Origin of the sequence: Flammeovirga agarivorans, from assembly GCF_012641475.1 — a bacterium.
Taxonomy (GTDB): Bacteria; Bacteroidota; Bacteroidia; order Cytophagales; family Flammeovirgaceae; genus Flammeovirga; species Flammeovirga agarivorans.
In genome coordinates this window covers 696,352-712,638 of the sequence record NZ_JABAIL010000001.1, presented here as the reverse complement: position 1 = coordinate 712,638, position 16,287 = coordinate 696,352, and the positions used below count along the sequence as shown (strand labels likewise).

Genomic DNA, 16,287 nt, shown 5'->3' with positions numbered 1-16,287 from the left:
GTAAGCATTGTCTTACCCTTTTTTATGTACTTCTTGATAAGACAATACTGCACAAGTAAAGAAACATAAAGCACCAGCTAAAGTATTAACCAAGGCCAAATTTGTTACCCAAGAACCCAATTCTATTGGTAAATAAATAGAAGCTACTGCAGATATCATGAAAGTTACACACCCTAACATATTAATCCATACACTCAGGTTGCTCTTATTGCTGATTGAAAAAGTAAAACCAATCTCTTTTAATAGAATGTAACCTGAGATTAAGAATAAAATAGAACCTACCATATTTGGAGTCCATACTGCAAAATCATCTTGAAGCCAAGTTAATTGTAAGGTTGCATCATAGGTATTAAAATTAAATAGAATAGTCCCTAACCATTGTGTTAACCCTGCCATATAACCTCTATTTTGAGGCCTATATGCCATTAACTTCCATGATTGACCTTCTTGGTTAGTAGCATCTAACAATTGAAGAAAAGCAGCTGAAGTAAAGGGTATTGAACCTACAAAATAGATCTTATTCCAAAAGTCAGCATCTTGTTTTGGTAAAAGAAACATGATGGATGCTATCGCAAAACAGGAAGCTCCAAACATAAATAATACAGACATCCAAGTAACCATCTTCCTGGATGTTAAGGGGTGAGTATGAATATGCATGATGAAAGTGTGTCGTATATTGATTTGTTAGTAACAGAGTAGATCAAGTGACCTACTCTGAATATATCTTGATATTAATGCGCAAAACTTGACCCTGAAGTTCGCATCTCTCTATCGCCTCTTGATTTAAAATGAGCAACTGCATTTTTAATATCCTGTAATAGCATATCTGCCATATCACTATTGAAGCCCTCTCTGACTACAATTCTTAATACAGCAATGTCTTCTACATCAGCAGGCATTGTATAAGCCGGTACTAACCAACCTCTTTCTCTTAATTTACTTGAGATATCAAACACTGAAAAGTTTCTACCTTCTTTAACAGAAAAAGCAAAAACAGGAATCGCACTACCATCAGACAAGAGTTCGAAGTCTCCTATTTTATTAATTCCATCAGACAATTTCATAGCGATCATTTGAAGGTCTTTCATTATCTGTCTATACCCTTTCTTACCTAAACGTATAAAGTTATAGTACTGACCAACAATTTGATTTCCTGGACGCGAAAAGTTCAATGTAAAAGTTGGCATATCTCCACCAAGGTAATTCACATGGAAAATAAGGTCTTCTGGTAGTTCTTTTTTATCTCTCCAGATTACCCAACCAACACCAGGGTATACTAATCCGTATTTGTGACCAGATACATTAATAGATTTTACATTTGGAAGGCGGAAATCCCATTTCAAAGCAGGGTGAATAAACGGTGCCACAAACCCTCCAGATGCTGCATCAATATGAAGGGGTGTTTCCCAACCCGTTTTTTTATTATTGGCTACAAGTGCATCATGAATTTTTTCAATGGGTTCAAATTCACCTGTAAAAGTGGTTCCTAAAATTGCAACTACACCAATCGTATTTTCATCAACAACATCCAGTACTTCTTCAGCTGTGATGACGTATTTATCTTTTTTCATTGGGATATACTTGGGCTCAACATCCCAGTATCTACAGAACTTTTCCCAAACAACCTGAACATTGGATCCTAATACTAGATTAGGTTTATCTGTCGATAAGCCTTTTGCTTCTCGGCGATTTCTCCAATTTCGTTTGAAGGCCATACCTGCTAGCATCACTGCCTCTGATGAACCTATTGCAGAAGATCCACAAGCTTCACCATCTTCAGGAGCATTAAATAATCTTGAAATAATATTGACACATCGTTCTTCGATGATTGCCGTTTGGGGATACTCGTCTTTGTCAATCATGTTCTTGTCGAACGTTTCTGACATTAACTGTTTTGCTTCAGGCTCCATCCATGTAGTCACAAATGTTGCCATATTTAGACGGGAATTACCGTCTAACATTAATTCGTCATGGATTATATTGTAGGCCTCATTAGGTTCCATTTGGCCTTCAGGTAATTCATATTTTGGTACTGAAACCTGATTGCGAATACCTCTAATTGTAGATCCTTTCGCAGATTTAGCTTTCTTTTTAGTAATCATAGTGAATAGATTGATCTATTGTGTTTCATAGTGTGTTAAGTTCATTTTATGTACGAAGCCTAATCACATATGTTACACCGTATTCACTTGAGTTACCAAATATTAATAAGGAGCATCAATAATGACTATAACTTCATCAATATCCTCATACTTTAATGAGTGTTTTCCATCCAAGCCGTCCTTTAGGTGGTATGCATCTTCAGAAACTTTTGTGACGACACCTTTATAGCATCTATCATTCTTCATAACGATATCAATACTTTTCCCAACTAATTCAGCAGCTTCAGATTTTATATTTTTTCCGTAAATACGTTTGTTTGTTTTTCTCATAGTATATGTAAAGTTATAAGGAAAAAGTAAGAAGCAAAGGGATTTTTTCATCTCCGACTTTCCTCCTTACTTTTTTTATATCTTATCCTTTTAAGTTAATCTCTGCAATACTTTCTATTCTGTTTCTTTCCAAGTAAGCATCAATGGTTTCGAAATGCTCAATCACTCTTTGGTCTTTAAACTCGAATACTTTATTTGATAATCCTTGAAGGAAATCTCTATCATGGGAAACTAGAATCAAAGTTCCATCAAAAGATTTTAATGCTTCTTTTAGAACATCTTTTGATTTTAGATCCAAGTGGTTCGTTGGTTCATCAAGTATCAATAAGTTTACAGGCTCTAAAAGTAGTTTAACCATCGCCAGTCTCGTTTTCTCACCACCTGATAAAACACCTACTTTTTTATCAACATCTTCTCCTCCAAACATAAACTGCCCAAGGATATTATTGATATGTTTTCTGATATCTCCTTTAGCTACTTCGTCTACCGTTTGGAAAATAGTCAACTTAGGATCTAACAATGAAGCTTGATTTTGGGCAAAGTATCCTACTTGTACATTATGTCCCAATTCACAAGTTCCCGCATCAACACCAATTTCTTCCAAAATCGCTTTTATCATTGTTGATTTTCCTTCACCATTTCTACCAACAAAAGCTACTTTCTCTCCTCTACGAATAGACATATTTGCAGATTTAAATACAGTATGTGTATCATATGACTTTGATACATCTGTTACTGTCACTGCCACTTCGCCTGATCTTGGAGCTGGAGGAAAACGTAACTTCAATGCTGAAGTATCTACCTCATCGATCTCGATAATATCTAATTTTTCAAGCATTCTTTCTCTAGAAGACACTTGGTTGGTTTTAGAATATGTACCTCTAAACCTCTCAATGAAGGCTTTTGTATCTGCAATTAACTTTTGCTGCTCTTGATAAGCTTTTAATTGATGTGCCCTTCTATCTTCTCTTAATTCTAAGTACTTAGAGTAGTTGGCCTTGTAATCATAAATACGACCCATTGTCACTTCAATGGTTCTATTGGTAATATTGTCAATAAAGGCTCTATCATGGGAGATAACCATTACCGCGTTTGCTTTATTTACTAAAAAGTCTTCAAGCCAAATCACAGATTCAATATCAATGTGGTTTGTTGGCTCATCCAGTAGTATAAGATCAGGCTTTTGTAAAAGTATTTTTGCCAACTCAATACGCATTCTCCACCCTCCGGAAAACTCACTAGTTTGGCGGTGTAGATCTTCTTGTCTGAATCCTAAACCTTTTAATGCTTTCTCTACTTCAGCATCATAGTTCACTTCTTCAAGAGCATAAAACTTCTCTCCTAAATCCGTTACTTTTTCTATGATTCCCATGTACTCTGGAGATTCATAATCTGTACGCGTCTCCAACTGTTTATTGAGTTCTTCCATTTCATCTCGCATTTCAAAAATTTGTTTGAATGCTTTAGAAGCTTCCTCAAAGACAGTACAATTATCTTCAGTTAATAAATGCTGAGGTAAATAAGCAATTACGGCATCTTTGGGAGCACTAATATGTCCTTTTGTTGCCTTTTGAACGCCAGCCACAATTTTCATCATGGTTGATTTTCCTGCTCCATTTTTCCCCATCAATGCGATTTTATCATTGGGGTTTATCACAAATGACACATCACTGAATAGTGTTGCACCACTAAACTCTACACTTAAATTATCAACTGAAATCATAAATCAAATAGTTAAGCTGCAAAGCTAATTTAAATTGATAAAATAGATAAACCCTTAGAATTAAAAAATCAGAATTAAGCAGAATATTATGGATTTACATCTTTTTGCTGTTTCAGCTATTTAAAGAATTAACCTTATCTTAGTTTCTCAACATCTAAACTATTAAGAATATGCAAACAACCTCTTTACAACAATTAAAGTTTCCAATTGGTGAATGTCCCGTTATTAAGCATCCTTCGAATCAAGAAATCGAAGCTGCAATACAATCTATCGAAGTATTCCCACAATTACTTGAAAGTACATTAAATGGGGTATCAAATGAAGCTCTAAATTATAGATACAGGCCAGATGGTTGGAAGGTAAAACAGGTCGTACATCATTGTGCCGATTCTCATATGAATAGCATTATCCGCTTTAAACTAGCCTTAACTGAAGATATTCCTCATATCAGACCTTATCATGAACACCTTTGGGCAGAATTAAACGATAGTTTAAGTGATGACTTAAGTGATACGTTGTTATTACTTAAGGGACTTCATAATAAATGGGCGTCACTTTTAAAGAGTTTGACTGAAAGTGATTTACTCTTGGAGTTTGAACATCCTGAACATGGTACTCGCTTTAATTTAGGTGAAAATATTATGGTGTACGATTGGCATTGTCGACATCATCTTGCACATATCCGTCAGGGTTTAGAAAGTGAAGGAAAGTACAATTAAGCGCCAGTCAATAAATATCATTGTGATTTAATATTTTCACAATGATATTTACTTCAACATAGAATTCTAGACAAAACAAATAAAATGAAATCAACAATTATTACTTTACTCACTTGTGTGACACTTATGAGTGGAGTTCACCTTTTTGCTCAGAAGAAATCTGACCTTCATCCTAAAATCATCTCATTACCATACACACCTGTGGAAGGTGTTACTTACTCAACGAAAGAGAATAGGTACTTTTCTAAAATTTGGGATACTGAAGTCATTACGAATACGGTAAAGCCTGAAATCTGGATATATGAACCTTCTAAAAAGGTGAAAAATGGGACAGCGGTAATTATTGCTCCTGGTGGAGGATTATATGCACATAGTATTATTTCAGAAGGTATTGATGTAGCTAAATCTCTCACTCAAAAAGGTATCACTGCTGTAATATTAAAATACAGGTTGATTCCTACAGGAAAAGATGCCGTTGATGAAATTAGCCACTTAAAATCAGAGGGAAAAAAGAAATTTAATGCAGATGTACAGACAATGCTTCCCCACTCTATTGATGATGGGTTAAATGCTGTTACTTATATCCGAGAGCATGCCTCTGAATTGGGTATTGATCCCCAACATATTGGCTTTATGGGATTCTCTGCAGGTGGAGCAGTTACCATGGGCGTTGCTTACAATTGTGTAGAAAAAAATCGTCCTAACTTCTTTGCTCCCATTTATCCTTGGACCATTCAGATGCCTGTGCAACCCAATGCTCCAAAAGATAGTGTACCAATGTTTATCGCCTGTGCTACTAATGATCCCCTTCAACTTGCAGAGGGTGCAATAGCATTATATACTTCTTGGAGAAAAGCAGGATATAATACCGAACTTCATATGTATGCAAAAGGTGGTCATGGTTTTGGCATGAGAACAAAAAATACTCCTTCTGATTCGTGGATAGATCGTTTCTACGATTGGGGTATTAATGAAGGTTTGATTCTTCAAAAGGATTAGTCACTCAAAAGTATCAAAAAAGCCCTTACTGTTTACTATTAAGTTCAGTAAGGGCTTTTTTATGTATACAAGTTCTATCTATTTACAAATCAACTTTTTGATAATTTGTCTACTGCCATCTGTCACTCGTATAAAATACATCCCGCTAGTGAATTGGGAGATATTAATTTCATGTCTGAAATGGTCCGATTCATTGAAATAGACTCTTCTACCTGAAGCATTTAATACTTCTACAAAATATTTATCTGCCTCAGTTAAAAACTCTAAAGTCACTGTTTCTCCATATGCTGGATTTGGATATACATTTACTTCCAATGCTTCTTCCTCTGTATTCATTGACACTTTTACAGGTCCAAATACTTCAAAGTCTCCATTAAAATCATACTGAATTAATCTATAGTAAGATTGCCCTTTGAAAGGTGACTTATCTTTAAAGAAATAATCTGTTCTCACATTTGTATTTCCTTGCCCTTCTACTTCTCCAAGATACTCCCAATCTCTATTATTAGAAGATTTTTCAATTACAAACACTTCATTGTTTTGTTCTTGTGCAGTTGACCATGATAAGAAAACTTGCTCCTGATCTGTTACTTCAGCATCAAAACTAATTAATTCGACAGGTAAATCTTTATCGAAAACATGTCCTACATATCCCCATTGGAAACCAGCATTAGAATACTCTGTAGATGTTGTTCTAGCACTACTAGAACCAGAAGCTATGCTAATAGTTGCCTTTTTCCCTACACCCTGTCCAATAAAGTAGATAGTGCTGTTTGGTTTGATACCATTTCTTGAAACGTGAACTTCATTAACATTACCTCCGATGACATGATATTCTGAAGCATCGTCGATAAATACGTTTCTAAAATCAGTTTCATGATCATCTAAGGCCGAACCATATTCATTTTTGATTCTACCAATATATTTCCATACATAAAGCTCGATCTGTTCTCCTACTTTTAGATCTTGAGGTTCTAAAATCCAAGTACCATCTTTTTGTATAGCTGTTAGTTTATGTCCATTACTATCTACGATATCAGGGACATTCACATTTACATCTTCTTCTTTAATGTCGGCAGTAAAGTCCGCCTTGAACATCACATCTTTTCCTAGTCCTGCGCCATCTGTTCTTGTTCCTACTGCAATTGGGTAGAAATATTTGTCTGAACCAATAGGGAAAATTATAATATCAGCATTGAAGGTTTGTCCTAACTTGAAGTAGGTTTCTCCAATAATATAACTGACATCACTTGAGTTAAATACTCCTTCTGGGTTGTTGACAATTAAGTTACCCGACGATTTGATTTTACCCGTTGTAAATAAAATTTGGTTATCAATTGTTGATTCAGAAACCACATTAAGAATTGGTGCACTTCCTGTCATTGCCACTTGAATACTTCTTAAAGATTGCCCTGCCAATGATAAAGATTGAAGATCTACACCATTAAATACAGTGAGCGATGTTGAGCTATGTGATATTGTACCACCACTAGTCACATTAAAATCTTCAGACAAGTAAAGCTCACCTTCTAATTGTAGGTGCCCTGTTGAATTGACATTAAGGTCTTTATTGAAATAAGCTTTAGGACCATTAGTTAATGATAAATGCCCATCAATAGTTGTCACTCCATTTATTGTAAATACAGTTTGGTCAGTACCTCCCATATTTACTCTAGCATTATCTCCAATTGTAAATCCTGCATCACCTATTGTGATATTGGAATAATTAAGATTATACATGACCAAGCTTTTGCTTATATCAGCATTGCTGAATTGTAATCCTCTAATATGTTGGTAACTACCAAGGTTTACATTTACTCCATCTTTATAATCGATAGTACCAATACCATACATATCAGGGTCTAAGTTCATCATCACAATACCTCCCTGAGCATCAGATTTCATAAAGTCATCCCAGTTGCCATCAGGTAATGCCAAAGTCTTATTCAATTCAATAGTACCATTTCCATAAACAAAACCGAATCCACCTTGTGCTCCTGTTTGTGACAACTTTAAGTGGCCATCCAATTGCATTTTAGATAGGAATAGCCCTGGTGTATTGTAATTCACTACATGGCCTGAATTAATCGTAATGTTAGTACCATTTGAAGGTGCATGAGAAGATGGTTCTGGATCACCTTTTACATACGTAGGATATTCCTCTCCATCAATAATAATCTTACTTCCCTCCTTTAATGGGTAAGTCTCCCAAATCGTATGATTACTCCAATCACCATCAGCTACTGTATAATATTCGGTGATACCGATACTCATATCATCTCTATGCCCTGCTGAATAAACTCCTGAAATAACATTGTTATTAAGTACTTTCATTACATTTCCAGAGAGAATAAATTGGATATAGTTATTATTAATATCTATTCCACCTTTTCCCACTTGCCAGTTTAAAGCATTTTCAAAGAATTCAGCCGTTAAGTAATCATCTTCTGTAATTGGAGCATTAGTAATAACATCACCTTGATCATAGGTCATATTTACTGCTAAGTTGAAATGATCTGGTAATTGTAAAATATCGCCATTATCATCAATAGAATTAATAAACCAAGTATAGTCTAACAAACTATGGATATAACCATCGGGCTTACCTTCCACTTTTAAACCTGGATATACTTGGTTAAGAATGGCAACATTGATATTGAAAGAAGCATCTGGATCTACCTTTTCATGTCCAGATAAAGCTGTAAATGATAACGGTGTATATTTTCTATCACTACCAGTGATGACCCCCAAAGGAATAGTATTTCCGTCGATCGTTCCTTTAAATGCTTTTACAATACCTCCATCTCTCTGATTACCACTTGTAGCAATCATTCTAGTTTCATCAAAACTATTTGCTCCTGAAGTGATCTCTAAATTTCTTCCTAACCAAAGCTGATTCTCCTGGATATAAAGTACACCATTCAATAACTCTAACTTTTCTTGTAAGGTTAGTTTAAAGAAAGACGATGACTGATCTGCGTCATATAAAGTGACATCATTATTTATAGACAAGAAATCGATATGTCCATTGTTTGCTTTAATGAATTGCTCACTCCCTTTATTTAATGATATTTTCTCCGTCTTAGTATTGCTAGAAATCTTCCCGTCAAGAGACAACAGATTTCCATCAAATAATAAATCAGTACCTTTTAAAATTACTTCAGATTGGTCTTGAATATCCAAGTTTCCTTTTACCTGTAATGAATTGGAAGTAAATGGCTGATCAAACTTTATTGATGGTACACTTATCACCAAATTATTAATGGCTTCATGAGTACTATTTACACCTGAATAAACCACATGATCATCTCCAATGATGGTTAAGTCTCCACCTTCAGTAGACCAAATATTGTTGTTTACAATTTTATAAGGATTGATTAAAGTTAATCCCTTTCCTTTTTGATTAAATTGAGCGTCTAAGTTATTTATTTCAAGACCATAATGAATATTCGTATTCGTTGCTCTTTCATCTAATTCAATCTTACCTTTATTAATGAATAAATAAGGTAGGTCTTTGGCATAAATCTTTACTGGAGCTGTTTCTTCTGTTTCAATGACAATTTTAGCATCATGAGCAAAAGTGTTATTATTTAGCGTTAAGTTGAAAATATCAATTAATACTCTGTCAGTATTATTCCCACCTCTAATGATTAATTCATTAACTCCTTTTTCGTATTTAAAACCTAAATTGAAAACACTTTCTATATCATTTAACTCTAAAACTGCTTGATTAAGGTTCTCTCCTTTTAAGGTTTGCCCTCCAATTTCTACAACACCACTTTTATGAACATAATTTAAAATACCTTTTTGAGTATTGAAAGGTGTTCTTAATTGTGCTCCAATAAGAAGTTTACTTTGATTTGAGTCCGTATTTTCTATATAAATAGTAGCGTTAGAACTATAAATTACGGGTGTATTACCATTTGGTCCTCCACTAAAATCGGCTGTACCTCCTTTTACAAATAAACCTCCATGTAAATCAACACCTCCACCAGTTTCATGGTCAGAAGTTGTAACTACTTTAGCACCATTTTGAATAATCAGCTTTGCTTCTTTGGCGATTTCGAAGTTTCCTCCTCCAGCATTTACATCTAATACCTGAAGTGGGTTATTTAGAATTACAGTACCTGAATTTAAAACAAAGGATTTTTCATTATTAGTTGCTACTCGGTTCTGAACAAATTCAATATCGGCATTGAAAAATACTGAGTCAGTAACAAAATCTTTATTGATAACAATATCCCCCATTTTGATAGGGTTTTTCTCCGTGATATATGAATCAATAAAACCTCTATCTGTACCTTCAAAATAAGTTTTTACTGAAGTGTTATTATCAATCAATGAAACATTGATATTATTCAGCCCATTTTTCGTTTTCGTAAGTAATATACCTCCTCGCAAAAAGAACTTATGCTCTGTTTTACCAGTGTAACTATTATCACTTGTGATGATTTTGGCTCCATCATTATTATTAGGGTTACCAATAAATATGTTTCGAGCTTTTATTTCTTTTTCAAACTGCCCCCCATAAAACATCAATTGTCCTTTCGCATAGTTACCAACATAAATATCATTTTTGATATTCATATTGCCTCCTTTTTCTACAGCTCCATCAATAAGTACTTTTGCTTTATTGATGACTCTAAATTCAGTCGCGGATAAATCGAAGTCTAAACGAGCAAATTTATTGGCTCCTTCTGCGTTTACATAAAACTTAGGATAGCTTTTAATCGCTTCCTGGTCTCTAATAATAGCTACATCATCTAACGTATTTACACTGTTAGCTACTCTGGCATTAAACACTGAAGAATCTTCTTTTGCCCAAGCACCAAAGTCACCTTCTAAATGCCCATATTCTGTAACACCATAGTGAACGATAATTTGCCCAGGGCCTTTTACATTTCTAGCCTTTAAAGTTCCTATATCATGAACAATCACTCTAAACTCTGGATCAGGGTCTGCAAATACAACTTCAGCTACTTCAGCAACAAATGGTTTAGTTTTATCTTCTTTTCCATCATTACCCAAGAAATAATTAGGCACCCTGATATCATTTAATTGAGTTGTCGGGTTATTCACAAAACTTCTATCAAAAACCGCAATATCATTTTTAATAGGATACCATCTAATTTTACCTGTCGGATCATAAATACCTTTTCCATTAACATCTACCCAATTATCAGCATTATCCCATCGAGCGGCGGCATTTCCTACACCATTACCTTTAAACGTCCAATAGAAAACCTCTGGTGATCCTACAAATGATTGTTCAATACCAATTGTATAATTAGCATTTTCTAATTCTGTAAATTCTTTTGTATTATCATTATCCCAACGGCCATCAAATACTACTCTATGCATAAAGTAACCATCTCTATACAAATACAAATCTTTTGAACCTTTTAGATCTTCTGTGATTTTATTTGGAGTTGATTTTCTTTCATAGTTGGCCACATTATAGATATCAGCAATGATTTGATCTGAATCTAAAACTTTACCTGCTTCCCAATCTGATTCAATGGTATAATTGGTTTGAATGTAACCATTCAGTATCATCTGAGGAAGCATCTTATCATTTCCTCTGGTTACTTTCCAATACAACGGAAGCATATCTTCATTATCACTACCAGGTTTTGCAGTAGCAAGTTTCTTATTTACAGCCTTAACAGTAATATAATCATTGATTGTACTTAAGTCTGTTGTATTTGATTCTAGTAGTAGTTTTAAAGGAGAGTAGTTTGTAGAACTTGTACCAATAGGAATGTCAATGATGATATTTTTACTATCGGTTCTATGGTACATTCCATCATGCACAAGAATGGATAAGCCACCATCTGAATCATTACCATTTGTAATAAAGAAGTTCTTATTTTGGCCATGGTACCCCAAGTCAGATCGTAGATCAAAACGATCTACTTTCATATTATTCTCTCTTAGGTCTACTAATCCATGTTTATAATAGATTCTTTGGATATAGATATCGTCATCGAAAGCAATAGTATTATTTTCTGCATTGATTTTGACATTACCTATTTTAGCTCCTTTTTCTACATTAATAACTTGGTTTTTAGGTCTGAACTTTACAATTGCATTGGAAGAAGTTTTTTCTGCATCAAAAACACCTAACTGTCCATCTTTACCAATAAATGTATTACAAAATAGTCGGATAGAATATTCGTTTTGGTGTAAAATACCTCTTTTTACTTCCAATGTACCTACATCAACATTATCCGAATCTGTGTCTCCAATTCTTAATAAGTTACATTCATTTTCCTCATCCTTGTCACCAGCAATATAGTCTGCAAGCATTTTTGTTGCTTTCACATGGTCAGAAGCAAATAGAACTACAGAATCTTGTCCTACAGCACCTGACTTATCAACAACGACATGGTATAAGTTAACTTCTTCTGAAGTTGAATTTTCTTTGTAAGCTGGATAATCAATAAAAATTGAACCTTTGCGATCTCCAGAAAAAATTGTTCTGTTATTGTTAATCCTGATCTCTCTATTGGCATTACTCTTATATCGGTAAGCATCTTTCTTCAAAATGTGTAATTGCTCTCCAATAATAACATCTTGAGTACCTACATATAGTTCTGTTGCAATTTTTAGGTCCTTTTCAATTCTTAATGGGTATTGGGTTGGTGCTTCTCCATCAAATGAAAGTGGAGACACTTCTACTTCACCATCACCAGTTACATTTAACGTCGGCAGATAAGGTTGAGATGCTACTACAAGTTTTTGTTTGTCTTTAGTGATCAATCTAATTTCACCTCCAGTTACTTTAGAGTTACCATCAGATGATCTGATAAGAAGCCCTTTGTCTGAATTACTATCGGTACCATCAATAATAATCAAACCACCAGAACTCATATTAAATACATTAGAAGAATATGGTAATGAGAAAGGTTGGTACTTATCATCAAAGCCTTTAATATTTAAGATTCCACCAGTTTGTGTGTAAGACCCCTGATGGTCTTCTCCCTGATTAGAAGTCTTCATTTTCTTGATATTTACAAGACCTCCGTTGATCACGACTTCTCCTCTTTCTCTTAATGTTATCCCTTCACTACCTGAAGAAGTATAGTTTCCTTTTGTAATTTTAAACTGACCATAAACGGTTAATGCATTTTTATTATCGTTTTCAATTGTGCCTCCATCGATATGTAAAATCGATTCAGAACGTAAGGGTCTGTTTCCATCACCATTTCCTAGATTCAATTGAATATTCTCACCAATAATTGCAGTACCTTTCTCTAATGCAAAAGAGAACTTCCCTTCCAATACACCTTCAGTGCCAGAAAATTTCCCATTATTCACACCATGTAGAGTAAGAATATCGTTTTGATAAGAAGTGAAACTAACTTTATCGCTTTTACTATTTTTTTCAATTACAATCCTTTCTAGATCTACTGTACCACCATTTTCTGTTGACAAGACAACTTGCTGATCATTTTCGCCATACAAATAATACTTACAGTTTTTGATATCAACTGTCCCCTCATTTGTAAAATTACCATAGGTTTCTAATGCGGAGTCTTTATTTTTATCACTATCATCATCCGTCAAAAAGAATGTACCAGGTTTTATTGTAATATCTCCTTTTACAATTGCTCTTGTATAAAATGGTAATACAACTGTTCCCTCTTCAATGGTAAAATCTTGAAAATTGTTTTTTCCAATTTCTAACTGACCATTTCCTTTCTTGATAAGGTTAGAAAACATATACCCAACTTTATTCTTAATACTCAAATTATTTGAGCCATAGAATATGATATACCCTTTCGAACTATCTGAAAACAATTGAGTAGAATGACTTGATGCTTTTGGGAGTTTGGTATTATTGATCTCAATATTACCCGCACCATTAATGGAAGTGAAGTTTAATTGTTTCTCATTTTCAAATTTTAGTGTACCTCCTATTGAGATATCTATTGTACCATAATTTACGATACTGAGATCTGCAGGTACTTTTAGCGTTACACCTGTATGGATGTAGATATTATCATGCTCTCCAGGAATGCCGGCTCCACCGTTAACAGAGTTGGGATCAAATGTCCAACTTGCATTATCATTCCAATTGAGAGTCCCTCCAGATTTGATTGTATAATAAGTTTGTTGCGCAAAAGTGAAGGAAGTTGTTAGCCAAACTAACATACAAACAGATAATAGTTGCTTGTATAGTTTTTTCATAAATGAAAAGTTTTTTGTAATAAACAGGTTAGTAGAAGTATTTGTAGATTAGGTTTATAAAGAATCAACTTTGATTGTAGGCCCTAAACTCTTAGTAACCAAAACTAAATAAAAAAATAGTGATACTAAATCTTAGATTTGTTAATAAATATCATCTTCAATTTTTGTAGAATTTAAAGAAATTGAAATCTATTTAACAATGTTAGATGCATAAAACAAATAACAACGTTTACAAAGTATGAAACCGCTGAGAAATCAATTTATGATTGATGATAAAACTTAAATCGTAAATAAACGTAAACATATTATCCTTTACTGCTTTAATAAACTTTCGATTTATATCTTTAGTATATTCATCGACTAACTGAAACAATAATATGAGTCTAATTGACGAACTCAAAGAACTACAAACGGCAGGAATAATCACTTCAGAAACTGCTGAGAATATAGAAGCTTACTATCAAAATAGGAACCCTCCTAAAACCAATAGAGTCCTCACTGCCTTCGGTATATTAGGGGCACTACTTGTCGGATCTGGTATCATCCTTATTATAGCACATAATTGGGATCAGCTTAGTAGAGGTACACAAACTACCTTAGCCTTTATTCCATTGATATTAGGGCAATTAATCTGTGGATACTCACTCTTTACGAATAACCGTAATACAGTATTAAAAGAAGGTGGAACTACTTTTTTAGTCTTTGCTATTGGCAGTTGCATTGCCTTAGTAAGTCAGATTTATCACCATCATGGAAACCTCACTTCATTCCTATTTACCTGGGCCCTACTTAGCTTACCACTTATTTATGTGATGAGGTCTTCAATTGCTGCCATCTTATTTATTATTGGTATTACAGCATTTGGTGTTCAATACAGACACTGGGAATATTTAGGTATTTCAAACCACTATTGGTATTGGATTTTATTTACTACGGTAGTACCCTATTATATCTATCAATTAAAAACATATAGAAACAATAATTATATCTCCTTCTTAAATTGGAGTGTTTGTATTTCCGTTGTTATAAGCTTAATGATAGACACTCATGATATTAATGAATTAATGTTTGTCACTTTCTTTACCTTGTTTGGATTGATGTACCAGATAGGAGAAATGAAATATTTCAAACCTTATTCTATCATCAGCAACGCCTATCATGTAATCAGTGTTATAGGGTCTATAATTATCTTATTCATTTTAAGTTTTGATGATATAATTTGGAACGACCTCAGAGGAGATAATATCAACACTATTTATTCAGCAAAAGAATTTATTCCTATCGTCCTTTTAACTGCTTTGACTTTAGTAGTATTTGTATACCAAAATAGAAAAAAATCATTTTCAGATATAGGTGTTTTCCCTTTATTGTTTATCCTATTTATCCCTACTTTCTTTTTGGGATATTACTCCGCTATTTCAACTTTATTGATTAACCTATTCATTTTTGTCTTGGGGGTATATCATATTATTAAAGGAGGACAAACTGTTAGGCTTTGGGAAATCAACTATGGTTTATTAATGATCGCTGTACTTATTTATTGTAGGTTCTTTGATACAGATATTAGTTTCGTTTACAAAGGAATTATTTTCGTTCTAGGTGGACTTGGCTTTTTCTTAACCAACTATTTTATCCTTAAAAAGAAACAAACTCATGAATAAGAAACTCATTTTTATCGCACTTTTTTTTATTGTCGCTATCATTCAATTGTATGTTCCTGCCACATTCATTTTACAAAATGAGGAAGTATTAGAAGTGGGAACTATGTATAAATTTAGAACTGCTGCAATAGACCCTTATGATCCTTTTAGAGGTAAATACATTACGTTATGGTATGAGGAAAATAGAATTGCTGTAGAAAACACAAAGGATTGGGGTGTAGGACAAACTGTGTATATTTTACTCGATAAAGACGAAAGTGATTTTGTTAGATATGATGGTATTACAAAAGAAATCCCTTCTGGTAATGTAGATTACTTACAAACTTCAATTAACTATATTCCATATAATGATGCTCAATATGTTGAATTCGTTATTCCATTTACTCGATTCTATTTAGAAGAAAGTAAAGCCAAAGAAGCCGAAAATGCTTATAATGAAGCTGCAATAGATTCTACTCTGATTACCTATGCCAAAATAAAAATCAAAGATGGAAAAGGTGTATTAGAGGATGTAATTATCAATGAAAGTTCAGTAAAAGATATTATCACAAAGTAAACTA

At 33.8% G+C, this 16,287-nt stretch carries 9 protein-coding genes; 4 read left to right on the top strand and 5 right to left on the bottom strand.

Features of this window, described 5'->3' with window-relative positions:
* Window positions 1-12: 12 nt before the first annotated feature.
* The 4 genes from HGP29_RS02930 to HGP29_RS02915 form a co-directional block, all read right to left on the bottom strand.
* Complete coding sequence (locus tag HGP29_RS02930) at window positions 13-657, bottom strand: hypothetical protein (RefSeq protein ID WP_168880815.1); 645 nt, start codon at window positions 655-657, stop codon at window positions 13-15.
* A gap of 74 nt (window positions 658-731) precedes the next feature.
* Window positions 732-2,102 carry a glutamate decarboxylase gene (locus HGP29_RS02925; protein ID WP_168880814.1) on the bottom strand — a complete coding sequence of 457 codons (1,371 nt, stop codon included), beginning with the start codon at window positions 2,100-2,102 and terminating at the stop codon, window positions 732-734.
* Window positions 2,103-2,204: 102 nt separating this feature from the next.
* Complete coding sequence (locus tag HGP29_RS02920; RefSeq protein WP_168880813.1) at window positions 2,205-2,432, bottom strand: hypothetical protein; 228 nt, start codon at window positions 2,430-2,432, stop codon at window positions 2,205-2,207.
* 82 nt (window positions 2,433-2,514) lie between these two features.
* A complete protein-coding gene (locus HGP29_RS02915) occupies window positions 2,515-4,155 on the bottom strand; it encodes an ABC-F family ATP-binding cassette domain-containing protein (RefSeq protein WP_168880812.1) in 1,641 nt (546 codons plus the stop codon).
* Between the two features lie 170 nt (window positions 4,156-4,325).
* Here HGP29_RS02915 and HGP29_RS02910 point away from each other — a divergent pair, with 170 nt between their 5' ends.
* Together HGP29_RS02910 and HGP29_RS02905 are read left to right on the top strand one after the other, a co-directional pair.
* Window positions 4,326-4,874 carry a YfiT family bacillithiol transferase gene (locus HGP29_RS02910; protein WP_168880811.1) on the top strand — a complete coding sequence of 183 codons (549 nt, stop codon included), beginning with the start codon at window positions 4,326-4,328 and terminating at the stop codon, window positions 4,872-4,874.
* Window positions 4,875-4,958: 84 nt separating this feature from the next.
* Window positions 4,959-5,873 carry an alpha/beta hydrolase gene (locus tag HGP29_RS02905; RefSeq protein ID WP_211093183.1) on the top strand — a complete coding sequence of 305 codons (915 nt, stop codon included), beginning with the start codon at window positions 4,959-4,961 and terminating at the stop codon, window positions 5,871-5,873.
* Between the two features lie 78 nt (window positions 5,874-5,951).
* Here HGP29_RS02905 and HGP29_RS02900 read toward each other — a convergent pair whose 3' ends face one another.
* Window positions 5,952-14,066 (bottom strand): T9SS type A sorting domain-containing protein, encoded by an 8,115-nt coding sequence (locus tag HGP29_RS02900; RefSeq protein ID WP_168880810.1) that lies wholly within the window; start codon window positions 14,064-14,066, stop codon window positions 5,952-5,954.
* A 377-nt stretch (window positions 14,067-14,443) separates the two neighbouring features.
* Between HGP29_RS02900 and HGP29_RS02895 the strand changes: the two genes are divergently transcribed.
* Window positions 14,444-15,727 carry a DUF2157 domain-containing protein gene (locus tag HGP29_RS02895; protein ID WP_168880809.1) on the top strand — a complete coding sequence of 428 codons (1,284 nt, stop codon included), beginning with the start codon at window positions 14,444-14,446 and terminating at the stop codon, window positions 15,725-15,727.
* Window positions 15,720-16,283: a GDYXXLXY domain-containing protein gene (locus tag HGP29_RS02890; RefSeq protein WP_168880808.1), complete on the top strand. Its 564-nt coding sequence runs from the start codon at window positions 15,720-15,722 to the stop codon at window positions 16,281-16,283. Before HGP29_RS02895 ends, HGP29_RS02890 begins: the two co-directional genes overlap by 8 nt.
* The last annotated feature ends 4 nt before the right edge of the window (window positions 16,284-16,287 follow it).